This window comes from Peribacillus sp. FSL M8-0224, from assembly GCF_038003055.1.
In the GTDB taxonomy this organism is placed as follows: Bacteria; Bacillota; Bacilli; order Bacillales; family DSM-1321; genus Peribacillus; species Peribacillus frigoritolerans.
The window spans coordinates 2,280,861-2,305,834 of record NZ_JBBOOJ010000001.1 but is presented as its reverse complement, the minus strand read 5'-3'; the positions used below and the strand labels follow the sequence as shown (position 1 = coordinate 2,305,834).

At 39.5% G+C, this 24,974-nt stretch carries 21 protein-coding genes; 19 read left to right on the top strand and 2 right to left on the bottom strand.

The genetic code is table 11. The features are described from left to right. The first annotated feature begins 97 nt into the window (after positions 1-97). Positions 98-868 (top strand): uroporphyrinogen-III C-methyltransferase, encoded by a 771-nt coding sequence (cobA, locus tag MKX49_RS11110; protein ID WP_340876480.1) that lies wholly within the window; start codon positions 98-100, stop codon positions 866-868. Between the two features lie 177 nt (positions 869-1,045). On the opposite strand, the gene MKX49_RS11105 is transcribed toward cobA, so the two are convergent. Beyond that, on the bottom strand, positions 1,046-1,372 hold the full coding sequence (locus MKX49_RS11105; RefSeq protein WP_048686371.1) for a MerR family transcriptional regulator: 327 nt from the start codon (positions 1,370-1,372) through the stop codon (positions 1,046-1,048). A 204-nt stretch (positions 1,373-1,576) separates the two neighbouring features. Between MKX49_RS11105 and nirB the strand changes: the two genes are divergently transcribed. The 16 genes from nirB to MKX49_RS11025 all read left to right on the top strand — a co-directional run bounded on the left by nirB (position 1,577) and on the right by MKX49_RS11025 (position 21,273). Beyond that, the gene (gene nirB, locus MKX49_RS11100) at positions 1,577-3,991 is read left to right on the top strand and encodes a nitrite reductase large subunit NirB (protein WP_340876479.1); all 2,415 of its coding nucleotides are present in this window, start codon (positions 1,577-1,579) and stop codon (positions 3,989-3,991) included. A gap of 17 nt (positions 3,992-4,008) precedes the next feature. Further along, the gene (gene nirD / locus MKX49_RS11095) at positions 4,009-4,326 is read left to right on the top strand and encodes a nitrite reductase small subunit NirD (RefSeq protein ID WP_340876478.1); all 318 of its coding nucleotides are present in this window, start codon (positions 4,009-4,011) and stop codon (positions 4,324-4,326) included. 207 nt (positions 4,327-4,533) lie between these two features. Further along, entirely contained in the window at positions 4,534-6,150 is a 1,617-nt protein-coding gene (locus tag MKX49_RS11090; protein ID WP_340876477.1) for a family 14 glycosylhydrolase, read from the top strand. Positions 6,151-6,708: 558 nt separating this feature from the next. Continuing rightward, positions 6,709-7,134, top strand: coding sequence for an OsmC family protein (locus MKX49_RS11085; RefSeq protein WP_340876476.1), 426 nt, complete (start codon positions 6,709-6,711; stop codon positions 7,132-7,134). A gap of 359 nt (positions 7,135-7,493) precedes the next feature. Beyond that, positions 7,494-7,814 (top strand): hypothetical protein, encoded by a 321-nt coding sequence (locus MKX49_RS11080; protein ID WP_340876475.1) that lies wholly within the window; start codon positions 7,494-7,496, stop codon positions 7,812-7,814. A 270-nt stretch (positions 7,815-8,084) separates the two neighbouring features. After that, positions 8,085-8,552, top strand: a complete 468-nt coding sequence (locus MKX49_RS11075) for a hypothetical protein (RefSeq protein ID WP_340876474.1) — start codon at positions 8,085-8,087, stop codon at positions 8,550-8,552. 800 nt (positions 8,553-9,352) lie between these two features. Beyond that, a complete protein-coding gene (locus MKX49_RS11070) occupies positions 9,353-9,676 on the top strand; it encodes an ArsR/SmtB family transcription factor (RefSeq protein WP_048686368.1) in 324 nt (107 codons plus the stop codon). Between the two features lie 2 nt (positions 9,677-9,678). Continuing rightward, complete coding sequence (locus MKX49_RS11065) at positions 9,679-10,071, top strand: SRPBCC family protein (RefSeq protein ID WP_340876473.1); 393 nt, start codon at positions 9,679-9,681, stop codon at positions 10,069-10,071. An 82-nt stretch (positions 10,072-10,153) separates the two neighbouring features. Beyond that, positions 10,154-10,747, top strand: a complete 594-nt coding sequence (locus MKX49_RS11060) for a YdeI/OmpD-associated family protein (protein ID WP_340876472.1) — start codon at positions 10,154-10,156, stop codon at positions 10,745-10,747. Between the two features lie 1,961 nt (positions 10,748-12,708). Then, positions 12,709-14,688 (top strand): transporter substrate-binding domain-containing protein, encoded by a 1,980-nt coding sequence (locus tag MKX49_RS11055; RefSeq protein ID WP_340878523.1) that lies wholly within the window; start codon positions 12,709-12,711, stop codon positions 14,686-14,688. Positions 14,689-14,712: 24 nt separating this feature from the next. Continuing rightward, on the top strand, positions 14,713-16,089 hold the full coding sequence (locus tag MKX49_RS11050; RefSeq protein WP_226990466.1) for a sigma-54-dependent transcriptional regulator: 1,377 nt from the start codon (positions 14,713-14,715) through the stop codon (positions 16,087-16,089). 162 nt (positions 16,090-16,251) lie between these two features. After that, on the top strand, positions 16,252-17,259 hold the full coding sequence (locus MKX49_RS11045) for a TAXI family TRAP transporter solute-binding subunit (RefSeq protein ID WP_251539549.1): 1,008 nt from the start codon (positions 16,252-16,254) through the stop codon (positions 17,257-17,259). Positions 17,260-17,278: 19 nt separating this feature from the next. Beyond that, complete coding sequence (locus MKX49_RS11040; RefSeq protein WP_340876471.1) at positions 17,279-18,379, top strand: ABC transporter substrate-binding protein; 1,101 nt, start codon at positions 17,279-17,281, stop codon at positions 18,377-18,379. 19 nt (positions 18,380-18,398) lie between these two features. Further along, positions 18,399-19,559: an ABC transporter ATP-binding protein gene (locus tag MKX49_RS11035; protein WP_340876470.1), complete on the top strand. Its 1,161-nt coding sequence runs from the start codon at positions 18,399-18,401 to the stop codon at positions 19,557-19,559. Beyond that, entirely contained in the window at positions 19,523-20,467 is a 945-nt protein-coding gene (locus tag MKX49_RS11030; RefSeq protein ID WP_048684420.1) for an ABC transporter permease, read from the top strand. Before MKX49_RS11035 ends, MKX49_RS11030 begins: the two co-directional genes overlap by 37 nt. After that, on the top strand, positions 20,467-21,273 hold the full coding sequence (locus MKX49_RS11025; RefSeq protein WP_094246734.1) for an ABC transporter permease: 807 nt from the start codon (positions 20,467-20,469) through the stop codon (positions 21,271-21,273). Before MKX49_RS11030 ends, MKX49_RS11025 begins: the two co-directional genes overlap by 1 nt. A gap of 64 nt (positions 21,274-21,337) precedes the next feature. On the opposite strand, the gene MKX49_RS11020 is transcribed toward MKX49_RS11025, so the two are convergent. Continuing rightward, a complete protein-coding gene (locus tag MKX49_RS11020; RefSeq protein WP_202187122.1) occupies positions 21,338-21,979 on the bottom strand; it encodes a hypothetical protein in 642 nt (213 codons plus the stop codon). A gap of 109 nt (positions 21,980-22,088) precedes the next feature. Between MKX49_RS11020 and MKX49_RS11015 the strand changes: the two genes are divergently transcribed. Together MKX49_RS11015 and MKX49_RS11010 are read left to right on the top strand one after the other, a co-directional pair. Beyond that, on the top strand, positions 22,089-23,495 hold the full coding sequence (locus MKX49_RS11015; RefSeq protein ID WP_340876469.1) for an FAD-binding oxidoreductase: 1,407 nt from the start codon (positions 22,089-22,091) through the stop codon (positions 23,493-23,495). Continuing rightward, the gene (locus MKX49_RS11010) at positions 23,492-24,823 is read left to right on the top strand and encodes a (Fe-S)-binding protein (protein ID WP_340876468.1); all 1,332 of its coding nucleotides are present in this window, start codon (positions 23,492-23,494) and stop codon (positions 24,821-24,823) included. Before MKX49_RS11015 ends, MKX49_RS11010 begins: the two co-directional genes overlap by 4 nt. The last annotated feature ends 151 nt before the right edge of the window (positions 24,824-24,974 follow it).

Sequence of the window (24,974 nt, the reverse complement as noted above, 5' to 3'; positions counted from 1 at the left end):
GTCTCATTAAGGGGAGGTTTTCTTCTTATTCATGACAATATTTTTGGTTAGATCATCACACAGGCTTTCATGACTAAACAACAAAAGGGGATAAAGGATGGAAAAAGGTAAGGTCTATATTGTTGGTGCCGGTCCTGGTGATCCGGACTTAATTACTGTCAAGGCAATCAAATGCATCGCGGAAGCGGATGTCATCTTGTATGATCGATTGGTAAATCGTGAATTGCTTTTCTACGGTAAACCTGGAGCTGAATACATTTATTGCGGTAAAGCGCCTGGTATACATTGTGTCCCTCAAGAGGGCATTCATCAATTGTTAATAAGTAAATCAATGGAGAGAAAAACGATTGTTCGTCTAAAAGGGGGAGATCCTTTCATTTTTGGCCGAGGCGGTGAGGAAGCAGAAGTGCTAGCAAAGCATGGAATTCAATTTGAAATAGTCCCTGGAATCACATCTGGAATCGCTGCGCCAGCTTATGCTGGAATTCCCCTGACTCACAGGGAATGGGGGAGTTCCTTCGCAATTGTCACAGGACACTGCGTGACCGGCAAACCTGATAACATCAACTGGCATCATTTGACACATGGTGTTGACACCATTGTTATTTATATGGGTATCAAAAACCTTCCATATATCTGTAAACAATTACGCTCCTGCGGAATGAAGCCTGAAACTGCCATTGCAGTCATTGAACAAGGAACGACAGGTTTTCAAAGAACTATTACAGGAACAATCGATTCAATAGTGGCAATCGTTACAAGTGAGCAGGTTGCCAATCCCGCCATGATCGTAATAGGAAAAGTGGTGAATTTATCCGAGAAATTATCATGGTTTTCAGAGAAGACAAAAGATAAGGAGTTCGCTTAGAAAAGGAATGATTACCTAGAAAACTTTTACTGTCATAAAAATGGAAAACTGGACATGAAAGTCATCATGTCCAGTGTGACAATGTTAACAGCTATTTTAATATTGCAAGGTGAAAATGTTGTCGAAGAGTAAAATATGGACATTGAACAGCTAATAATTCAGGTTTCTAGGCGAAAATCAATTACGCAGGCCAAAGTGTGCATTTAATTGGCCCTGCAGCATTTTTTTTCGCATTTTTTCCTGTTCAATTTTTCTGTTCTCTTTTAATTTTTCCTGTCTAATTTCATGGGTTTGCACTCCATCCTCTATTTTATCGGCGATTTCCACTAATGCCTTGACGTCGGAAAAAGAGTATTTACGGTTACCACCCTTAGACCTTTCGGGGAAAACGAGTTTTCTTTCTTCATAATACCGGATTTGCCTATCGGATAGTCCGGTTAATTCTCTGACGACTCCTATGGAAATAACCTTTCTATCTATATAAGATTCTTTTTGCTGGACGATGAAAATCACCTCATTTTTGATTTATGCTGAATCAATAAGGATATTATATCCTAATTTTCTGAATATTTGTAATAAAAACTAACATAAATTATTAGTTTTTAAAAACTATGTAAGATTTTATTACATGTTTGTGGCGATAAAAAGTGACGTCACCTATAATCAATCATATCATCCTTTCAAAAAAATCTTATTGGAGGACAAAACATGTCTAAGCAGAAATTGGCACTCATTGGGAATGGTATGGCTGGAGTAAGATGTATAGAAGAAATTTTGAAAATTCAACCGGAAAGGTTTGAGGTGACTGTCTTCGGAAGTGAGCCGCATCCGAATTATGATCGAATCCAACTATCGAATGTATTGCAAGGGGCTACGACGATAGATGATATTACAATAAATGATTGGAACTGGTACAAAGAGAACAATATTACACTTTTTTCAGGTGAAACAGTCACGAACATCGACACCACAAAGCAAATCATTTACTCAGACACTAATCGCGAAGTCGAATATGATCAATTAATTTTAGCTACCGGATCGATCCCTTTCATACTTCCGATAAAGGGAGCTGATAAAAAAGGAGTGACCGCCTTTCGAAATATTGAAGATTGCGAAAAGATGATTGAATATTCTAAAAATAATAAAAAGGCTGCAGTCATTGGTGGAGGATTGCTGGGTCTTGAAGCAGCAAGGGGGCTTTTGAATCTAGGTATGCAGGTAGATGTAATTCACCTTTCGGAATATTTGATGGATAGGCAGTTAGATCCAGCAGCAGGAAAAATGCTGCAAAGGGAACTTGAGAGCCAGGGAATGAATTTTTATCTCGGGAAACAGACTCAGGAGGTTTTAGGTGAAATTGATGTCAAAGGATTACGTTTTAGTGATGGCGAGGAAATCAGCGCCGACTTAGTGGTCATGGCAGTTGGGATTAAACCAAATGTTGCAATGGCCCAAAATTCCGGCATCCCTGTCAATCGAGGAATTATCGTGAATGATTATATGGAGACAAAGATCCCGAATATTTTTGCGGTTGGTGAATGTGCGGAACACCGTGAGATGGTGTATGGTTTGGTCGCCCCCCTATTTGAACAGGGCAAAGTATTAGCCAAAAGGATTTGCGGACTTGAAAGCAAAGCTTACGAGGGGTCCGTGCTTTCTACTAAGTTAAAAATATCTGGTGTTGATGTATTTTCGGCTGGAGAAATTTTCGAGGATGAACAAGCCAAATCAATCAAGGAATTTAATGAATGGAATGGTACTTACAAAAAAGTAATGATTCGAAATGGGAAAATATCTGGTGCGGTATTATTCGGGGATACAAAGGAAAGCAATACCCTATTGAGCATGATCAATAAAAATGCCGACGTTTCGGATTATTTAAATGTTGGAACAAGTGAACCAAGTGTCAGCCTTGTCACTTCGATGTCAAATGAAGAAATCATCTGTGGTTGTAATGGTGTAACGAAGGGTGATATTGTGACGGCTATCGAATCTAACGGTTTAACAAGCATTGAGGAAGTAAAAGGCTGCACAAGTGCTTCGAGATCATGCGGTGGTTGTAAGCCGTTAGTCGGTGATATTCTCGAGCTGACATTAGGCGCTGATTTCAGTAAGTCAAACCAGAAGGAATCAATATGTGCGTGCACTACTTTATCAAGAGATGAGGTTGTTGCCGAAATACGCGAAAAAAATCTGACACATACTCGTGAAGTCATGAATGTTCTCGGCTGGAATGCAAGTGATGGATGCTCTAAATGTAAACCGGCACTGAACTATTACTTAGGCATGATCCATCCTGTTGACTATGAAGATGAAAAAGAATCCCGCTATGTCAATGAAAGGCTACATGCAAATATTCAAAAGGATGGTACATTTTCCGTTGTGCCAAGAATGTATGGCGGCGTCACAAATCCCGATCAATTACGGAAAATAGCAAATGTTGCCGATAAGTATAATGTTAAGTTACTTAAGGTAACAGGCGGTCAAAGAATAGATTTGTTCGGCGTTGAAAAAGAAGACCTTCCAAGCGTATGGGCCGACCTGGATATGCCTTCTGGATATGCGTATGGAAAAACGCTTCGAACTGTGAAAACATGTGTCGGTGAAAACTTTTGCCGTTTTGGCACCCAAGATTCAATCGGTCTGGGTATTGCCATGGAGAAGAAATTCGAACGTGTTGGCACACCGCATAAGGTTAAGATGGCTGTGTCGGCATGTCCTCGTAATTGTGCTGAATCCGGTATCAAAGATCTTGGTGTTGTCGGTGTTGACGGTGCATGGGAAATTTATATTGGCGGCAATGGCGGTACTCATTTACGAGCTGCTGAATTATTATGTAAAGTGAAAACAAGTGATGAGGTAATTGAAATTACGGGTGCGTACATCCAACATTATCGAGAGACTGCCAATTATTTAGAAAGAACGTCGGTCTGGGTTGAGCGTGTTGGTTTCGATACCATCAAGGCGATTATTGGTGATAAGCAAAAAAGGATGGAGCTTAACCAACGCTTGGATGAGGCCTTATCCGTATTGCAAGAACCGTGGAAAGAAATCATTGAGAGCAATGCGATCAAAACCGGTTTATTTCAAAAAGTGAAAATTCCGGCTATATCAAATAAATGAATATGGGGGCAGCCTAAATGGGGAAAACACTTCAAAAGATAAAGGTCTCAACCGTAAAAGAAATGCCAAAAAACCTGGGGAAAACAGTAACCATAGGATCTCATGAAATTGCTCTTTTTCATTTAGCAAATGGTGAATTCCGGGCTATTGAAAATCGTTGCCCTCACAAAGGTGGGGTTCTGGTGGAAGGCATTGTGAGTGGTGATCACGTATTTTGCCCGATGCATGACTGGAAAATCAGTGTCAAGAATGGAGAAGTCCAAAAACCTGATAATGGTTGTGTAAAGACATTCCATGTTGAAATAGAAGATGGTAATGTTTATATAGTTTTATAACCAGCCGCTCTGGATAGTCTCTTAGACTATCCATTTTTCTTTGTCGATTTTTGAACTAAATTCCTCCGATGAAATAATTGATAAATATTTCCATAACAAATATAATTCTAGTAAAGGAATGACAAAAAAAATAAAAAGATTGTAAGCGGTTTCGGTGATGAACCGAAATTTAAACAAATAAAGTTATAGGGGAAAGGTTGGCGTTTCATGAATAAATTATCCGTTGGCGTTTTTACCTTTATGCTGTATTTTGTTCCTTTATCAAATACACCTGGAATAGCAGAAGTACAACCAGATTACAAGCTTTATGTGATGGCCCCATTGGGTGAAATAACAGATTGGGAGGCATTTAAAGCAGAACTGACCCAGTTAAAGGAAAATGGAGTATATGCAATTACGACAGATATCTGGTGGGGATTGGTCGAGAGTAAAAAAGATAATCAGTTTGATTGGTCCTATTATAAAAAATATGCGGAAACCGTGAAAGCTTCCGGTTTAAAATGGGTGCCCATTTTGTCTACGCACCAATGCGGCGGTAATGTGGGGGATGATTGCAACTACCCCATCCCGAGTTGGCTCTGGAATAAAGACACTGCCGAAAACATGGCTTTCAAGAGTGAAAGTGGTTTCTGGAATAAGGAGGTACTTGCTCCTTGGTGGGAAGGCACAGCCGGTCAGTACAATGAATTGTACAAATCCTTTGCAGAGAACTTTGCTGATAAGAAGGGTTTAATAGCAAAGATATATCTAAGTGCAGGACCGGCAGGGGAATTAAGATATCCCTCCTACCAGAATGCCGATGGCTGGGATTATCCTGAGAGGGGACAGCTTCAAGTTTATACAGAAGGAGCAAAACGGGATTTCAGGCTTGCCATGAGAGAAAAATATTCCACGATAAAAAAATTAAATGCCGCTTGGGGCAAAACGTATAAAAACTGGAAGGAGATTCAGCCGCCAGGAAATGGGGATGAATTTTTCAGCAGGGGCGGCGCAATCGACACTAGATTTGGCTACGATTTTATGCAGTGGTATCAAGGAGCACTCGAAAAGCATCTTGCAAAAATCTCGAAGTTTGCCCATAAACATTTTGATGAAGTCTTTGGCGTGCCAATTGGAGCTAAAATCTCAGGGGTCCATTGGAAAATGAATGATCCAGTAATACCGCATTCAGCAGAGTATAGTGCCGGGTACCATAACTACTCCCAATTATTGAATCAATTTAAGAAATCGAATATGGCCCTCACATTCACCTGTCTTGAAATGGGAGATCAAGACGCACATACTGCACCGTCCTATAGCGCTCCTAAGACTTTGGTGACCCATATTGCCTCTTTAGCAAATGAAAAAGGAATTTCTTTAAACGGGGAAAACGCACTCCCTCTGATCAATAATGAATGGGGCTTTGACAATGTAGCAGAAATGGTTTTTAACCATGGTTTTGAAGGATTTACATTGCTTAGGATGTCTTATTTATTCGACGATGAAGGAAATCCTACTAATGAGTTCAGGATGATGGCTGATAAATTGGAAGGCAAGTCGATTCCCGTTACATTCACAGTTGAAAATGTACCTGCCACACAGGGAGTTTACTTAATTGGGGACAGAGGGGAAATCGGCCGATGGAATCCTGAAGATTACGAATATAAACTCACTCAAAACACAGAAGGCAGCTGGAGTGGAACATTTCGTTTAGCTGCAGATCGATTCTATGAATTCAAGTTCGTCCTGAAAGATGAAAATGGCAATATCACTTGGCAAGATGGCGAAAATAATAGGTATACAACTCCTTTGAATGGAGAAGGAAACTATAAAACTGAATGGTAAATGAAGAAATGTGGTCTTTCATTTTGCAAGCTTAAACTGTTTCTATCAAAATTTTAATACCATTTTATCGACAAATGGAGGTTCGAAAAGTTTATACAATCATCTCTATAGGTAAACTTAGTTATCCATCTTGTTTTTACACATAAATATATGGATGAACCCCTGAATAGATTGAAGAAATTTGCGACATTCCTGCCGAAAAACTGGCTGGCCGAGACCCCACAGCCGCTTTGCTTTGATGCTGCTTGGCAGACAGTTGGCGGAAATGAGCCTTTCTGAAATCATTTGGAATATTTTTTTAGGTTTTAAAGCCTGAAGAGGTAATCAACGTTCAAATTTTACAGTATGACTAACTAAGCAGGACTTGTGGGAAGAATATAAGGTATGGAAAATCATCACAAGTTAGGGTATAAAAAATCCAGAATCCAAGTGATGTATATTTGCATACTGACCCCATTACGGCAATATTTTTTAATACTTAAATGATATAAATTTACATTAATTGAAATGTGGGCTATTTTTAGAACAAAACAACAAGAAAGGGAGGAATCAAAATATATGAAGACAATGATTACATGGACAGGGGAACTGGCCTTTTCTGGCACAACTCCGTCGGGACATGAAATAAAGATGGATGCCGCCGAAGAAGCAGGAGGTAAAAATAGTGGAGCAAGACCCACAGAATTACTTTTACACTCTCTTGCCGGCTGTACAGGAATTGATATTGTAATGATTTTAAAGAAAATGCGATTTGAAACAAAGGCCTTTCAAATAGAAATAGAAGGGGCACGGTCAGAAAATCATCCTAAACGTTTTACCGATTTTCATATCCATTATTTATTAGAGGGAGATCTACCTGAAGATAAAGTCGTCCGTGCAATTCAATTATCCAAAAATACGTACTGTTCAGTGTATCACTCATTAAATACCAACATTAAAATCAGCTATTCAATCAATGGTGTTAAAGGAAAACAAGACATATAATATATAATTTAAAGGACTATCATTTAACAGAAAGTTGTTTTACATCCGTATAATAAAAACAGCCCCATTTTTGAAAATGGGGCTGTTTTTACTGAAATGAACATCCTCATTTCATGGATAATCATCTATAACAAAACGTGCAAACCACAGAAAATAATCCCTCTCATGTTAATCCAAGGATATTCTTTCGAAAAAATCAATCTAAAATTGGTTTTCAAGGTTACCGAACTCCATTTTACGGAAGGAAAGGGATTATTCAGTAAGCAAGTAATCAAAATGTAATGGTTTGTCATTGGAATGCCCTTGATGTTAGGAGTTTATCCATATAAACTTTAGATACTATTGAGGAGTGGTTAAAGTTGAAAGAGATAACAATTGACAAATTAATTTTTAAAAATCATTTATCGATGATTGAGCAATATTCATTGAAAGATTTCATGTTTAAGTGGCTCGGCAGCCCCGAAGAAGGTTTAGATGATCTTCTTCCGCTTGCATACACAGATCAAGTTTTTGCAAAAATGGAAACGACAATGGAGACTAAAATCAAGATTCATGGAGAAGAAATTTTCAGATATGTCACCATTACGGAAGATAATCAAATTGTAATAGGGGGCTTGGACTCGAATCAAGAGTTAAAGTTTAGAATTGTGTCCCTGGAAGAGCGTTTGAAAAGCTACTAAAACTGAATCATAATTTTCAAAAATAAAAAGGCCGTTCCTGTGGAATGGCCTTTTTATTTCATCACGTTAAGAGAGTCGTGAGAGTCGTCAATACCACATGTTAACTGTACTCGAAAGTAATTGATAGCCTTTTCTTATGCAAGCTAAAAAGCGAGTAACTCTTTAAACTCGCGATATTTTTGGATTAATTTAACAAAATATAAATGTTTATTGGTTTGTCTTAGTATATTATATAGTAATGAAGTCGACTAAACATTTGGGGGGATTGAGATGAGCGAGACGTTGGCAAGTTCTCTAAAAACGCTTTTGAAGGAAACGTTTGAAGGACCGGGAAATGAAGGGAGCTATTATACTGATTCAAAACCGACTACCGGGGTTTTTGGTACACTTGATGGCTTAACCGCAGAAGATGCTTCATGTTCCATAAACGGATCGACAATTGCGGCACACTCAGACCACACCCGGTATTATTTATGGGTGATCCGATCGATGATCAATGGCACAGACTTTGAAAAAGATTGGGAAGAAAGCTGGACCATTGCTACTGTTGATGAGGTGAAATGGGCTGAAATCAGAGAGGAATTACATAAAGAATATGTATCTCTTTTCGCAGAAATCGAAACAATCGATTTAGGAAAATGGCTTACAAATGTAAATGCGACCATTGCCCACTCAGCTTATCATCTTGGAGCGTTACGGCAAATGATAAAAAGTCTTGAAATAGAAGAAAAAATATAACATATAGAAAAATAATATAACATATTGAGAGTTTTTAAACTGATTGGAACGTAGGGCACTCGCTTTCCGGAGGCAAGTCCGCCCTCGGCGCTCTTGCGCCTGGATTCTCCTTTCGACACGCTTTTCCCGCGGGAGTCTGGTACACGCGTTCCAATCAACTTTGTTTGAAAACCCAGATAGATACTTTTAGTCTTAGTCGATAAGAGGGGTTCGTATGATCTCATCCCTAAGTTGAAGGTTTATAATATCTGATAGTTTATTTCCTTTTTCATATACTTAAATGAAGTCATAAAAAAATCCCCAGTAACACCCACCTCTGAATTTCCGCAATCAAAAGTGTCTCATTTTTAAGTACCATAGTATCTGAGTTCAATCTCAAGTAATATACTTCCACTCTCCGAATGAATCATCATAATCCCTACCCAATCCGTCTAGTGAATCAAGGAATAATAAACGCTTTCACGAATGATTAAGCGCATCCCTGATATGGAAACCAGTGAAACTCTTTTCCACTTTGCTTATCAATGAAGATATAATTCCAAGATACTCCTTTGCTGAAACACGAGCATATCCAATATTCAAAAATAGCAATTGATCATATAAGAATCACTTTAACTAACGGGGCCAGTTTAGTTGTAAAAGGATTTAATTATATACTTGATGATATTAGAATAAAACAAATAAAGTGTGTCAATAATAAAATTGACATGACACCAATCAGTGTCATATAATAAAAGACACCAATCAGTGTCATATAATAAAAGACACCAATTGGTGTCCAATTAAAAGGGTGGGTGATTTTGAACGAGAAAAATCAAGAACGTGATATTTATGTAGCCATTGCTGACCCAACAAGACGTAAATTGCTACGTTTGTTGGCGGACGTGGAAGAATTGCCACTAAATGAGTTGACCGTACATTTTGAAATGGGCCGTACTGCGGTTTCAAAGCATTTGGCAATCCTTAAAGAGGCAGGTCTAGTAATCAGCAGAAAAGTCGGCAGGGAAACCCGTTATCGGCTGAATGCTGGTCCGTTGAGAGAAATTGAGGATTGGGTATCGTTTTACAGAAGATTCTGGAGTGAAAGAATATTACTTTTAAATCAAATATTAGAGGAGGAATAAAAATGAGTATAACAGTAACACAAGATTTTAATTTTAAGAGCCCGATCGAGAAGGTATGGCTTGCCTTAACGGATGCAAATACTCTTGGGAAATGGGTAATGGCTAATGATATTAAACCTGTCGTCGGACATAAATTCCAGTTTCGGAATGAACAGTGGAATTTAATTATTGATTCCGAAGTTCTTGAAGTCGAGGAGCCTTATAAGTTATCTTACACCTGGGTAGGTGGCGGTATAAACACTACAGTCACATGGACATTAAAGCACGAGGATGGAACTACCCACTTACATCTCGAACAAACAGGATTCGAAAAAGAAGATCAAGCGTTCAATGGTGCGAAATATGGTTGGGCGAAAATGGGCGAAGAACTTAATAAAGTGTTAGAGGTATTATAAGACAAAATCTCTGCCTTGTTTTTTAGTATTTAGCTAACGTATAAGAAAAAAGCAAACTGCTCGAAAAGAGGAGTGTTCCGTGATGACAAAAAGTAGAACGAATCCTAAGGTTGATGAATTTTTAGGTAAAGCTAAAAAGTGGAAAGAAGAATTTGAGACGTTAAGAAATATCGTTCTTGACTGTGAGCTGACCGAAGAATTTAAATGGATGCATCCCTGTTACACGTTTGAGAATAAAAACATCGTTTTAATACATGGATTTAAAGAATATTGTGCGCTTCTGTTTCACAAAGGTGCCTTGTTACAGGATGCCCACGGGCTTCTAATTCAACAAACGGAGAATGTACAGGGAGCGCGCCAGATTCGGTTCACCAATGTTCAAGAAATAGTTGCAACGGAATCCATTCTGAAAGCCTATATTCATGAAGCCATTGAAGTTGAAAAAGCCGGGTTGGAAGTGGAATTTAAAAAGAACGAAGAATTCATAATTCCTGAAGAACTTCACAACAAATTCGATGATAACCCTGCCTTGAAAACTGCTTTTGAAGCATTGACCCCAGGAAGGCAAAGAGCATACATCCTTTATTTTTCACAAGCCAAACAATCCAAAACCCGAGAGTCAAGAATCGAAAAATGCATGCAGAAAATTCTCGATGGGAAGGGTTTAAAAGATTAATATATTTGATGAGAAAATAAATTAGGGTTCTCGAACACCCGCTCCAATCAACTTTGTTTTAAAAGATAGAACTCGTCTTGTCTGCAGTTTTTTTGAGTCGGTGTAAAAATTAGATTTCAACTGTGGGAAAAGCGTGCCCTAGGGGATCCAAAGGTGCAAGGATTGCCCAACTTTCCAATCATTTAACCCTCAATATGTTATCTTATTATTATATTTCAAGGGTTTTTATCATTTGCCGTAACGTTCCAAGATGATACGCCAAGTGGGCAATGGTCGTTAGCATTTTCCTGAATCGAAATATTCGAAAAAAAGCCCGATTTCTCAGTAATAAAATTGAGAAATTGGGCTTTTTTTGCTATTCCATAAAAGTGCCATATTATGAAATAACACATTATTTTTAGTGGTATGTTGAAATCATTACTTAAACCTTTATTCAAGATAAGCACCCGTTAGCTGAAACAAGTAAGCCTGTTACACGGCAGATTGCTTACACTCTATGGATCACTTCTTTGTTTTATCCATTTTATTATTCGGTTGAGTATTTACTTGCGTTCCAAAAAGGAGTTCGAATGTACGCAAAGTAGGATGAAATCTAAAACATCATTCCAATCAAATTTGTTTTAAAAGATAGAACTCCTTTAGTGCTATAATCCTTATTGGATAGAAGAAATTTGCGATACTCCTGCCGAATAACTGGCTAGCCGAGACCCCAGAGACGCTTGCGTCGAGGAGGCTTGGCAGACAGTCGGCGGAAAGGGAGCGGATTTCTGAAATCAACTGGAACTTATTCAAAGAAAAAACTGCAGGCTAAACGCGTTTTCTTCGTATATGTCAAAAAACAAGACAAGAGTAACCTTCATGTTCCTTTACTGCAATCCTTTTTGGATGGAAGAAATTTGCGACACTCCTGCCGAATAACTGGCTAGCCGAGACCCCACAGACGCTTGCGTCGAGGAGGCTTGGCAGACAGCCGGCGGAAAGGGAGCGGATTTCTGAAATCATCTGGAACTTATTCAAAGAAAAAACTGCAGGCTAACGCGTTTTCTTCGTAATTATCAAAAAACAAGACAAGAGTAACCTTCATGTTCCTTTACTGCAATCCTTATTGGATGGAAGAAATTTGCGATACTCCTGCCGAATAACTGGCTAGCCGAGACCCCACAGACGCTTGCGTCGAGGAGGCTTGGCAGACAGTCGGCGGAAAGGGAGCGTATTTTTGAAATAAACTGGAACTTATTCAAAGAAAAAACTGCAGGCAAACGCGATTTCTTCGTACTTATCTAAAAACAAGACAAGAGTAACCTTCATGTTTTTTTACTGTAATCCTTATTGGATGGAAGAAATGTGCGACACTCCTGCCGAATAACTGGCTAGCCGAGACCCCACAGACGCTTGCGTCAAGGCTTGGCAGACTGTCGGCGGAAAGGGAGCGTATTTTTGGAATAAACTGGAACTTATTCAAAGAAAAAACTGCAGGCAAACGCGATTTCTTCGTACTTATCTAAAAACAAGACAAGAGTAACCTTCATGTTTTTTTACTGTAATCCTTATTGGATGGAAGAAATTTGCGACACTCCTGCCGAATAACTGGCTAGCCGAGACCCCACAGACGCTTGAGTCGAGGAGGCTTGGCAGACAGTCGGCGGAAAGGGAGCGGATTTCTGAAATCATCTGGAACTTATTCAAAGAAAAAACTGCAGGCAAACGCATTTTTTTCGTATATGTCTAAAAACAAGACAAGAGTAACCTTCATGTTTTTTACTGCAATCCTTATTGGATATGGCAGCTTATGCATTCAGAAACACTCTCTTTTGTAGGTTATTGTTATATTGTGTCAGATTATACTAAGAATTCTTTACATATTAAAGGGTTCAAGTCTTAATTGGAGAAGTATATAATCATGATGTTTTTAACAAAGGAATACTGACTGCAAGGATTTTGACGTAGAAGGAGGGCTCTTAATTAAAAAGCAGCTGTTTAAACTAAGTATATTTTGCTTTATAATCTTTGTTCAAACATTATGGTCTCCCGCTGTTTTTGCTGAAGAAAAAACATTTATAATTGCTGGAGAAAGTGCCCTTCCACCATTTTCATTTGAAAATGAAGCTGGTGAACTGACAGGTATCAATATTGATTTAATGGAGGAAATAGCGAAATATAATGACGTAGATTTCAAATATATTCCGATGAGGATGGAAGAAGCCGAAAAAGCCTTAAGTAACGGAACAATTGATGCTATTGTCGGAAGTACCTATAATACCGAAAAAGATAACCAATTTGATTTCACGCAATCCTATTTTACAATGTCCCAATCCATAATCATTCCTAGTAAAAGGAAACAGGATATTCATACGTTAACGGATCTACGTGATTCACATGTTGTCCTTGACCATAACACACCAGTTATCAGTACATTTCTCAATATGAGGAATACAAACTTAACGACCGTTTCAAATCAATACTCCGGAATTTTAACATTATTGAACAACCGAGCTGATGTGTTCATCGGAAACAAATGGACTGCTGATTTCTATTTAAAAAAATTCCGCCAAGAAAAGAATTACATCATTCTTGATGAAGTCATTGAACCTGCGGATTATACGATTGCAGTGAAAAAGGGTAATCAATCGCTTCTTTTCATGATGGACAATGCACTCACAGAACTTAAGGCAAACCGAAATATCAATGGGATAATCGATAAATGGGTAATGCCACAATCCAATCAAAAAATTGCCAGACTCGAACAATTCATTTTTTGGTTGATCATAATCTTAACTGCCGTGGCCCTTATCCTTCTAATCATTTACATATGGAATCAAAAGCTAAAAAAATCCGTACATAACCAGACTTTGAAATTACATTTATTAAATAAGGATTTAGAGAAACAACGGCAAAACATCGCTAATGCTGAAGCGTTCAAAGATCAAATCTTAAACAATATCCATAATGGCATCATAACATTCGATCTCGATTTCATGATTACTAGCTGCAATGCAAAGGCATCGGACATTCTAAACATTTCCAAGGAAATGATTCTGAATCTTACGAATCATTCGCATTTAATGAAGAATTTCGAAGCTTTACACCAAGAACAAAATGAGAATAATCGTACGGGTTCTTTTCGGATATTGGTATTAAATGAGGAAAATGAACAGAAGGTGATTTCTTATTCGATTCATAAGATGTTCAATTCTGAAGATATACAAACCGGATACTTACTTTCCATGAATGATGAGACGGAAAAGAAAACATTGGAGAAAAAATTGGTCACACAAGAAAAGCTGCACGCTCTTGGTCAACTAGTTGCAGGTGTCGCACACGAAATAAGGAATCCTTTAACATCGATTAAAACATTCATTGATTTACTTCCGAGTAAATATGATAATCCTCAATTCCGACAAGTTCTAATGGAACACTTACCTACTGAAGTTAACCGCTTGAATGGGATTGTTACCGATTTAATTGAATATGCACGTCCGCGTCCGCCAAATATTACAAATTGCCACGCTCATGAGCTTATATCCTTACTTGCTTTTCATAAGGTGACAATGGAAAAGAACCAAATAAATTTCGAGCAGATGATTGAGGAGGACTTTATTTTTTATATAGATTTACAACAAATTCAACAAGTGCTTCTTAACTTGGTGTTGAATTCGATTCATGCCGTGGAAGAAACAAAGGAAAAGACCATTAAAATCACCATTGATAAAGTGAACGAAAAGACAGGGCGGATTACCATATCGGATACGGGAAAAGGGATGAAGCAGGAAGAACTGAACCATATTTTTGAGCCTTTTTTCACGAATAAAGAAAAGGGCGTCGGTTTGGGACTTACGTTATCGTATAGGCTTATTAAAGAAAATAACGGAGATATCCATGTAAAAAGTTACCCTAATTCAGGAACGACATTCACCATTTTACTACCTATATATATTGAATAGAAGCCTGGAAAGAGGAGGAGTCATATGAAAATGCAAGTATTGGTGATTGATGATGAACCTGCTATTTGCACCGCTCTTAGCTTTGCATTGGAAGATTCTTATGTTGTCATGACAACTACAGACCCGGATGAGGGTCTACGGAAAATCGACAATCAGCACTTTGATATTGTGTTACTTGATTTGAGAATAGGAAATAAAAGTGGACTTGATGTCCTCCAGAAAATCAAACAAATATCACCTAACGTAACAGTCATCATGATGACTGCCTATTCATCCATTGAAACTTCCATTGAGGCCATAAAAAAAGGAGCCTACTACTATATTGAAAAGCCAATTAATATTGAAGAACTTTCTTTGCTGTTGATGAGGGCAGCCGAATTCAAACAGATGTCCAATCAATTGGAGACATTACATGAAGAATTAGAGATTCAAAAGAGATTTGGTAACTTCCTTGGTAACAGCAAGGCGATGCAGCGTATTTTCTCAATGATCGAAAGAGTGAAAGATATTGATTCCAGTGTTCTCATCACGGGTGAAAGTGGTACTGGAAAGGAGCTTGTAGCACGAAATATCCATACTTTGGGAAGAAGGAAAAACAATCCAATGCAGATCGTCAACTGTGCAGCAATTCCTGAGATGCTGCTGGAATCTGAATTGTTCGGTTATGAGAAGGGAGCATTTTCAGGTGCAACTCAGAGGAAGGAAGGGAAATTCGTTGCTGCTAATGGAGGTATCCTTTTTCTGGATGAGATCAGTGAAATGCCCCTTCCACTTCAAGCCAAATTATTAAGGGTATTGCAGGAACGGGAAGTGACGCCTCTGGGATCCAATACAAAAATCTCATTGGACGTCCGTATTATAAGTGCAGCCAATAAAAACCTGGAACAAATGGTGATGGAAGGGGAATTTAGGGAGGATTTGTTTTTCAGGCTAAATGTCATTCCCATCTCGATGCCGCCACTAAGAGATAGAAAAGAAGATTTACCGATCCTTATGGATTATTTTATAAAAAAACACGCGAAGGATATGAATCGTGAAGAAAAGATGTTCTCGGCAACCGCACGTCGGATTTTACTGGATTATCATTACCCTGGGAATGTCCGGGAGCTTGGAAACATTATAGAATATGCTGTTGCCCTATCAAACTCAAAAAAAATGGAAGAAACCGACTTGCCGCAATATGTTCAAGAACAGAAGTTCATTCTCCAGCCGGATGGCACGGACGACGATTTTAACAGTTTCAGGATTCCCATTGGCATTTCCATGAAAGAGATAGAAGAAAAAGTCATAACGGCCACTCTTCAATATTGTAATAATCATCGTCAAAAAACAGCCCAAATCCTAAAAATTTCTGAAAGGAGCCTTCGTGATAAAATCAAGCTCATTTCAAAAGAAGAATAAAGGGTTCATCGTGTTAACCGGCAATTTTTTCTGGAAAACCGGAAAAAATTGCCGGTTTGTCCTTGTATAACATTCTTGAAATCGGCAGAATTTGCGTTTTAAAGCAGAAAATCGACTTGGCATGGCATTTGCATCTAAATTCATTAAGAAAGGAGGATCACGATGAAAAATGGAGCACTCTTTATAAAAGTCGCTTTGTTATTTTGTTTCATGACAGGATGTTCTTTTATGAATGAGCAGCAGGAAATATCTAAACCTGCTACTACCTTGATCCAGAGGCAACTAACTTCTGAAGGACAGGATTTAAATAACAGGATGTTAATCATTGGAACCGGAGATATGACAGGGGTTTACTTTTCATTAGGACAAAGATTATCAAATATGTATGAAAAATACAACGGGGCTGTGTCAGGTACCCAGGTCACCGATGCTTCCATCGAAAATACTGAATTGGTTAGCCGTCATCGAGCAGAAATTGGTTTTACCTCAGTGGATGTACTGGATTTGCCTGAAACGGATAAATCCAAGTTAAGAGCTTTAACGGCCCTATATTCCAATTATGTTCAAATTGTTTCTACTAAACAAAATGATATTGATTCCTTGGACGATTTAGTTGGTAAACGCATTAGTGTAGGAACGGCTGGAAGTGGTACAAGGCTTATTGCAGAGCGGATACTGTTAGAATCCGATTTACCGACTGATCAATTGAATTTATCCTATCTTTCTTTTTCTCAATCTGCAGAAGCATTACGAAATGGTACCATTGATGCAGCTTTCTTTTCTTCGGGAATTCCTAATAATGAAATCGCTTTCATATCCAAGCAGACGGAACTAACTTTCATTCCAATACCGGGAGACATCATTGAACGCCTTCAAAAACAATATGGAGTTTATACTCATAATGAAATTCCCAGTGATACATACAGGGGGATGAAAAAAAATGTCCAAACGATTTCAATTAAAAATGTCCTGGTAACCTACAAGGAAATGTCTGATCCTCATGCTTACAATCTTGTGAAAACATTATATGAACATCTGCCTGAACTGCAGCATACACATCCAGCTGCTTCTGATATTTCAATAACGGAAGCAACTAAACAAGTTCCCTTGGATTTTCATCCAGGGGCCGTGAATTATTTCACCGAACAAGGAATTATTGGAAATCAATGAAAAACGGGAGGTAATGACTATGAAAAAACTGATGAGTCTTTTATCAATAATAGTATTGATCGCTCTTGCGGGATGTGGTAATCCCACTCCGCAAAAACCGGGGGAATCTGTACAAACGGGTGCAGATGAAAAAGGAGAGAAAAAAATAACGATAGCCGGTAATGGCGGTGTCATCGAAAGTGCCATCCGAGATGTGATTGCCCCAAAATTCAAAGAAGAAACGGGAATCACGGTTAATTATATTTCCGGTTTATCAGGTGAAATCCTATCCAAAGTGGAATTACAGAAGAATGCTCCGCAAATAGATGTTGCCCTTTTTGTACCGGTTGATGTTATACGCGCTAAGGAGAAGGAACTGATCGTACCAATTGATGAGTCCAATGTTCCCAATATGAAATCGGTGGATTCACGGTTCATTCCGGTTGAAAATGCCGCCGCTCCAGCATTTGGTTTAGTCATTGCACCAGCTTATAATACGGAAACCTTTAAAAAGGAAGGCTTAAAATCAATTGAATCATGGAATGATCTTGTCTCACCTGATTACGAGGGTAAAACGGCATTTTCAGATATTACGAATGATTGGGGTTTCAATACCCTTAATGGTCTGGCGATTTCAAACGGCGGCAGTACGGAAAACATGGAACCAGGTCTCGAAAAGGCAAAAGATCTTGCAGCGTATTCCAATACATTTTATAAAAATTCAACGCAAATGATGCCAGCTATCCAACAAGGAGCTGCTGACGTAACGGTCATGGGAAGTTATTCCATAGGTGAATTAGCCGTTTCAGGTATTCCGATTAAGATGGCCGTGCCTAAAGAAGGCGTGCCGCTTCAAGCTTTCAGCGCTGGTCTAGTGAAAAATACTCCAAATAGCAAAGAAGCCCTAGAATTCATCAACTATGTAATCAGTGAAGAAGCACAGGCATTAATTTCGGAAAAAGGATTTTATCCGACAGTGGAAGGCATGAAAATTCCAGAAAAATATGAAGAGTCAATCGGGCTTAAAGCAAGTGATAAAACATTCAAACCTGATTTCGCCAAGTTTGCTGAGATCCGTGCAGAGGTGTCAGACAGATGGGCGAAAGAGGTTACTCCTGAATTAGGGAAAAAACTCAAATAAAAAGGAGCGTGTTGATCACATGGAAGTAATAAAAAAAGATGTGGAAATTAATAGACAACACCTGGAGGCAGTTCAGGGGGTTGGCTCAAATAAAAATGATGTAGAGATAAAAGGCGCGTTTAAACAATTTGGAGCGAATGTTGTCCTGAATGGCATTGATTTGGAGGTGAAACAAGGAGAGTTACTCACTCTTCTTGGTCCTTCCGGGTGCGGAAAGTCCACAACCTTAAACCTTATTGCCGGGTTCCTCGATCCGGATCGGGGCGAGGTCCATATTAAAGGCAATAATGTTACGAAGGTTCCGCCTTACAAGCGTGATTTAGGAATGGTTTTTCAAACTTATTCGCTTTTTCCCCATATGACAGTCTATGAAAATCTCAGTTTTGGCTTGAAACTGCGCAAAGTCGGGAAAGCTGAGCAAAAAAAGAAGATTAGTAAAGCGCTTGAATTAGTGAAAATGTCAGGATTGGAGAATCGTTATCCAAGGGAATTATCAGGAGGTCAGCGTCAGCGTGTAGCGATTTCAAGGGCACTTGTTGTTGAACCTGAGCTCCTTTTGCTTGACGAGCCGCTTTCAAACCTTGATGCAAAGTTGCGTCATGAACTAAGGGCTGAGATTAAGCGTTTACAAAAGGAAATTGGCGTAACGACCATTTTTGTGACTCATGATCAAGAAGAAGCTCTATCCATGTCTGATCGAGTCGTGGTCATGAATGCAGGGAAAATTGAACAAATCAGTACTCCGACTGAGATATACAATCATCCGAAGACAGAGTTCGTCTTTCAATTCATCGGGAAATCTAATTGTTTTGAAGGGAATGTGTCTGCTGTCGATAAGCGGAAAGTTGCAGTCAAGATCGGTTCTGATATCACTCATGTCGACACAAATAACGTCATGGGAAATGAAAGTGATCTGAAAACCGGGGATGAGGTAAAGCTTTATATTAGACCGGAAAAACTGCAAGTTGTTTCTCTTGATGAAAAATCTTCATCTCCATTGGATTTCCATCGTGCCAAGATCAGCCAAATGAACTATCTCGGTACCTCATGGGAAATCAATGTTCTGTTACAGGGGAAAAGTATTCAAGTATTGACTTCCGCTTTCGATTCATCATGGCAAAATGGAAGTGAGGTGTTGATTGGATGGAGCCCATCAGAAGTTATGCTAGTCAAGAAATAGAACAGCAAACGAGTCCTATTGAGCCGCAAAAGAAACCTAAAAGCAAGAAAAGGAAAGTCTGGGTGCCGGGATTACTACTTTTAACGCCGATTCTGCTTTTCATATTTGGTTTCTTTGTCATACCGATGTTATACATTTTATATTTAAGCTTCATATCCACAGATAATCTTGGAGGAGCGGAGGCAGTTTATAGCATAAAAAACTATACACAATTATTTTCCGATAGCTATTACTTATCTTCATTATGGCTGACAGTGAAGATCAGTTTATATTCGGTCTTGGTTGCTTTATTTCTTGGATATCCAGTAGCTTTGACAATGGCCAAAAGTTCAGCGCGGATCAGAGGGTATATCACTCTCTTGATCGTGTCACCGCTCTTGGTAAGTATAGTTGTCCGTAATTTTGGCTGGTACCTCTTGCTCTTGCCTAATGGAACGATTAATCAAACCTTGATGGCCCTTGGCATAATAGATGCACCATTGAAACTATTGTTTTCGGAAATCGGAGTTGTGATTGGGCTTTCTAATGCATATCTTCCTTTCATGATCTTATCCATCGTTGCAAGTCTTTATAATATCGATCCTTCTCTTGATAAGGCAGGAGCCATACTTGGGGCAAGCCCATTCAGAAGATTCTTTTCCATTACATTGCCGCTAAGCATCCCAGGTATCGTATCTGGCTGCATTCTCGTATTCAGTTTGTCAATGAGCGCTTATGTTACGCCTGCACTAATGGGGGGAGCCAACGTGCCCGTGATGCCTGTTGTCATCTATGATCAAATTAATAACCTCCTGCATTGGACATTCGGATCTGCTCTATCTTATATTCTATTAGCAACCACTGTCATATCGGTAGCCGTCTTTACCAGAGCGTTTGAAAAAGGGAAATTCAAGGAGGTATTCCGATGATGAAAACGTTTGGCGGCCTTCGGATTGCAGTAGCCGTTTTGGCCATTATCTATATCTTGATCCCGCTCATTGTCGTTATTCCCGCTTCTTTTACAAGTGCCAATTATCCAAGTTTTCCGGCTGAAGGCTTTTCACTGCAATGGTATGCCAAGATCTTGGAGCGCCCTGAATTTTTGGAAGCATTTTTGAACAGTGCGAAGTTCGCAGCATTAGCTGCTCTTTTCTCCGTCATATTCGGTACTTTGGGTGCCCTTGGCATCGCAAAGTATGATATTCCGGGAAAATCGTATATTACGGCCCTTTTAACTTCTCCATTAAGTGTGCCGCAATTAGTCTTAGGGATTGCACTCTTAATGTACTTTACACCAATGATGCTTGCCGGTACGTCCACAGGATTTTTAATTGCCCATATCGTGATATGCATACCATATGTCATGCGGCTCGTATTAACCGGTTTAAGTGGATTTGATTATAATCTGGAAAGGGCCGCGGCCATACTTGGAGCCAATCCACTAACGGTATTCATGAAAGTGACACTTCCGCTAATTGGATCCGCGGCCATCTCAGGGGGATTATTCGCATTTTTGACATCATTTGATAATGTAACGGTCTCTCTTTTTATGGTATCACCTGAAATGAGAACGCTGCCGATCGAGATTTTCTCGCAAATGCAGGATGCCTACAATCCAATCGTCGCATCCGTGTCAAGCGTGGTTATTTTCATATCAGTCCTTCTGATTGTCATACTTGAAAAAATTCAAGGTGTAGGAAAAGTTTTTGGCGGTTCGCATCATACAAACGGTTAAAAAAAGATATATATGATGTGACAAACGATCATGCTCGCAAAGTTATGATTTTTTCGAAGAAAACTCATGTGTACATTCCATTCAAATGGGCCAAACACCTTTTCGCAGCCAATAACGGCGCCGTTAGGACTGGGACAGAGGGATTAACCTGCTTTGCGATATGTTCCATACTATATTGTGAAAGCAAAATCACGTCTGTCTTTCCATCCAATTGTTCCACCATCTTTTTAACCCGATCGTCATGTTCCTTTCTTTTTCCTTGTGATAATAAATGGATGATTCCGGGATCGACCAATGACTCGATCATACAGTCCGGTTTCTTATTTAATAAGTAATTTTGAAGGGCGATCGGCGTTTCTTTTACGGTAGAAACCAGGCCAATGCGAGTATAGCGAAGAGCTTCATCAAGCATGGCCTCATCTGAACGAAATAACTTTACAGAGTATAAAGGTTGTAAAATTGCAGTGATGTCATTAAAGGCAGAACAAGTAAGTTGGATGCATGAAACATCAGAATCATAGGCGATATTCACTAATGCAGAAAAGCGGCGGATGATTTCAGGAGTTAACTTGCCGCTCTTTTCCATCAAGGAGAGAAGAGACGTGTCCATGAAATGAAGGAGTTCAATGTTCGGTGCAACGGTCTGAAAGGCAATTTCAATTGGTTTTAGTGCAGTTGTGGTTGCATGAATCAGTGCGATTTTCAAAAAAAACCTCCTTTTCTTTCATCATTATAACTAGCAGAATCTTAAAATGCCATTATATTACATGCGGATAGACCTTTTCCAATTTCTATTAAGAAAGGAAGTGAGAAGCATGGAGAAAGAAGCCCTGGTCGATCTTCGACAGGTAATTCCAGGTGACAGAATGTTTCTTGATTTGGCAGAAAGGTATTGTTATAGCTACGACGCTTCTTTTGGGGAATATTTACCCGAAATCGTCATCCAGCCAAAAAACGCGGAGGAAATCAGTGAAGTGGTTAAATTGGCTAATACTCACAAAATACCTGTTTACCCTAGAGGATCTGGAACTTCGCTAAGCGGCGGCCCTTTACCTGTTAAAGGGGGGATGGTTCTTGATATGACCCTTTTGCGGGATAAATTGATCATTGATCGGGAAAATATGCTTGCCATAGTCTCTCCAGGTGTGATTACGGCTGATATTCATAAAAAGGCTGAAGAAGCCGGCCTATTCTATCCGCCCGATCCAAGCAGCTCCAATGTAGCCACTATTGGCGGGAATCTATTAGAAAACTCCAGCGGGCCAAAGGGATTGAAATATGGAACGACAAAAGAATATGTGATAGGCCTGGAGGTGGTCACCCCAACGGGAGAAATCATTCGTACTGGTGGAAAGACCGTAAAAAATGTAACAGGGTATGATTTGACCCGATTGATCGTGGGATCGGAAGGTACTTTGGGCATTGTTACAGAAGCAATCATCCGCTTAATACCAAAACCTCAATCTAAACAAACATTTGTCGCCCACTTCAATCATTTGATAGACTCTGGTCATGCCATTACCAGCATTTTATCGTCAGGAATTCTACCATCTGCCCTGGAATTGATGGATAATGCGTGCATCCTTGCTGTTGAAAGCTACCGTCCTTCCGGATTGCCTCTTCAGGCAGAAGCCATTTTGATCATAGAAATAGATGGACACCCATTGGCGATTGAGGAAGAAATCAATAAATGCGCCGATATATGCAGGGCAGAGGGTGCTTCCTACGTCAAGATAGCAGAGACAGAGGAGGAACGACAAACGATTTGGAGTGCGCGTAAATTGGTTTCCCCTGCCATTACACAAATGGGGCCTACAAAAATTTCTGAAGACGCGACCGTTCCACGCAGTCAAATACCGGCAATGATGGAGAGATTAAACAATATCCGGGAGAAATACGGGTTGAATTTGGTTGTATTCGGTCATGCAGGGGATGGAAATTTACATCCGAACATCATTACCGATAAAAGAAATATTACGGAAATGAAAAAAGTGGAGCTTGCTGTCAGTGAAATTTTTGAAGCAGCAATCGAATTAGGCGGAACACTTTCCGGGGAACATGGAATCGGTACTTTAAAGTCACCATATATGGAAATGGAATTAGGAATAACCGGGGTGAATATGATGAAAAAAATTAAAGAAGCATGGGATCCCAATAACATCCTGAATCCAGGGAAGATTTTTCCTGATAAGGGACAGACAAGGGTCGTGTTGGTTACATGAATCTACCCGCCAAAACGAATGAGTCAAATGCTGCGGTCCAAAATTTATATTCAGATGCCTATGATTGGACAAACCAATGCGTAAAATGCGGATACTGTTTACCGGCATGCCCTACATATGAATCAATGGGTGTGGAATCCGCCTCTCCACGCGGTCGTATCAATCTAGTGAAAATGGCAGCCGAAGGAAAAATAGATTTCCAAAAAGATTTAGCTGAACCAATCGACTTATGCTTAGGCTGTCGTGCTTGTGAAACAGCATGTCCCGTTGGTGTGCCATACGGACATATACTGGAAGCGGCAAAAGAAGCCATTGAAAACTCCCCGTCAGCAAACCAAAAAAACAAAATGACAAGAATCAAAAAACTGGCATTGGTTCATCTTTTTCCATACCCAAAACGAATGAACAGGATTGGAAGTGCAGTGCAACTCTATCAAAAAACAGGCTTATCCAAGCTTATCCGTTCATCAAAAGTATTGCAGAAGGTTTCCCCTGCCCTTGCACATTTAGAACAGGCACTTCCAGACATCGAGACTTCCTCCAAACGTATCCGGCCAGGTACGCTTATGCCGGCAAAAGGGGAAACGAAATTAAAAGTGGCATTTTTTACTGGGTGCATCATGGATTCCATGATGTCACGAATAAACCGTCTTTCCATTGAGCTGCTTACCATAGCAGGGTGTGAGGTCATTCTCCCTGAAAATCAGAATTGCTGCGGTGCTCTGCATTCCCATCAAGGTGAAACAAAACAAGCGAAAGCATTGGCAAAGAGGAATATCCAAGCCTTCATGCAAACGGATGCTGATGTAATCGTCAATAACGCTGGAGGCTGCGGTGCTTCGCTTCTTGAATATGGACATCTATTGGCAGAGGATCAAGAATGGGCTGCGGCGGCAAAGTCTTTCTCGGAAAAATCAAAAGATATCAGTCAAATACTTCATCAAATGGGGCCGCTACCCTTCACTGAAGAATGGCAAGGCATCGTTTCCTATCAAGATTCATGTCATTTACGCAATGTTCAAAAGGTCCAAAAGGAACCTCGTTTATTATTGCAATCCATACCAGGAGTTTCCTATGTCGAAATGGAAGGGTTTGACCGTTGCTGTGCATCTGGAGGCATTTACAATCTTCTCCACTTTGATGAATCCATGAAAATTCTTGATGAGAAAATGAAAAATCTTAACGAAACGAAAGCAACTACCATTGTTACGGTTAACCCAGGATGCCAAATGCAAATGAGCATTGGCATCCAAAGGAAGGGAGCGGCAAACCAAATGAAAAGTTTGCACCTTGTTGAAATACTCGCCAAAGCTTGCGGCTTGGATTGACAAAAAGAAATACTTCAAACTTCATAGGACATTACTCGTCAGTATTTCCTGCACTTATGGGAAAATACTGACGTTTTTGTTTTAAATGATGAAGGCGGAAAAATCTTTGCAGTCAATAATGCAGTGCCATATGTGAAAAAATATCGGTGCC

Bases quoted from the DNA above. Each gene is read 5' to 3' on its own strand.
- MKX49_RS11090 (WP_340876477.1), top strand. From the start codon at position 4,534: ATGAATAAATTATCCGTTGGCGTTTTTACCTTTATGCTGTATTTTGTT.
- MKX49_RS11085 (WP_340876476.1), top strand. From the start codon at position 6,709: ATGAAGACAATGATTACATGGACAGGGGAACTGGCCTTTTCTGGCACA.
- MKX49_RS11075 (WP_340876474.1), top strand. From the start codon at position 8,085: ATGAGCGAGACGTTGGCAAGTTCTCTAAAAACGCTTTTGAAGGAAACG.
- MKX49_RS11045 (WP_251539549.1), top strand. From the start codon at position 16,252: ATGAAAAATGGAGCACTCTTTATAAAAGTCGCTTTGTTATTTTGTTTC.
- MKX49_RS11030 (WP_048684420.1), top strand. From the start codon at position 19,523: ATGGAGCCCATCAGAAGTTATGCTAGTCAAGAAATAGAACAGCAAACG.
- MKX49_RS11050 (WP_226990466.1), top strand. From the start codon at position 14,713: ATGAAAATGCAAGTATTGGTGATTGATGATGAACCTGCTATTTGCACC.
- MKX49_RS11025 (WP_094246734.1), top strand. From the start codon at position 20,467: ATGAAAACGTTTGGCGGCCTTCGGATTGCAGTAGCCGTTTTGGCCATT.
- MKX49_RS11040 (WP_340876471.1), top strand. From the start codon at position 17,279: ATGAAAAAACTGATGAGTCTTTTATCAATAATAGTATTGATCGCTCTT.
- MKX49_RS11035 (WP_340876470.1), top strand. From the start codon at position 18,399: ATGGAAGTAATAAAAAAAGATGTGGAAATTAATAGACAACACCTGGAG.
- cobA (WP_340876480.1), top strand. From the start codon at position 98: ATGGAAAAAGGTAAGGTCTATATTGTTGGTGCCGGTCCTGGTGATCCG.
- MKX49_RS11065 (WP_340876473.1), top strand. From the start codon at position 9,679: ATGAGTATAACAGTAACACAAGATTTTAATTTTAAGAGCCCGATCGAG.
- MKX49_RS11015 (WP_340876469.1), top strand. From the start codon at position 22,089: ATGGAGAAAGAAGCCCTGGTCGATCTTCGACAGGTAATTCCAGGTGAC.
- MKX49_RS11010 (WP_340876468.1), top strand. From the start codon at position 23,492: ATGAATCTACCCGCCAAAACGAATGAGTCAAATGCTGCGGTCCAAAAT.
- MKX49_RS11060 (WP_340876472.1), top strand. From the start codon at position 10,154: ATGACAAAAAGTAGAACGAATCCTAAGGTTGATGAATTTTTAGGTAAA.
- nirB (WP_340876479.1), top strand. From the start codon at position 1,577: ATGTCTAAGCAGAAATTGGCACTCATTGGGAATGGTATGGCTGGAGTA.
- nirD (WP_340876478.1), top strand. From the start codon at position 4,009: ATGGGGAAAACACTTCAAAAGATAAAGGTCTCAACCGTAAAAGAAATG.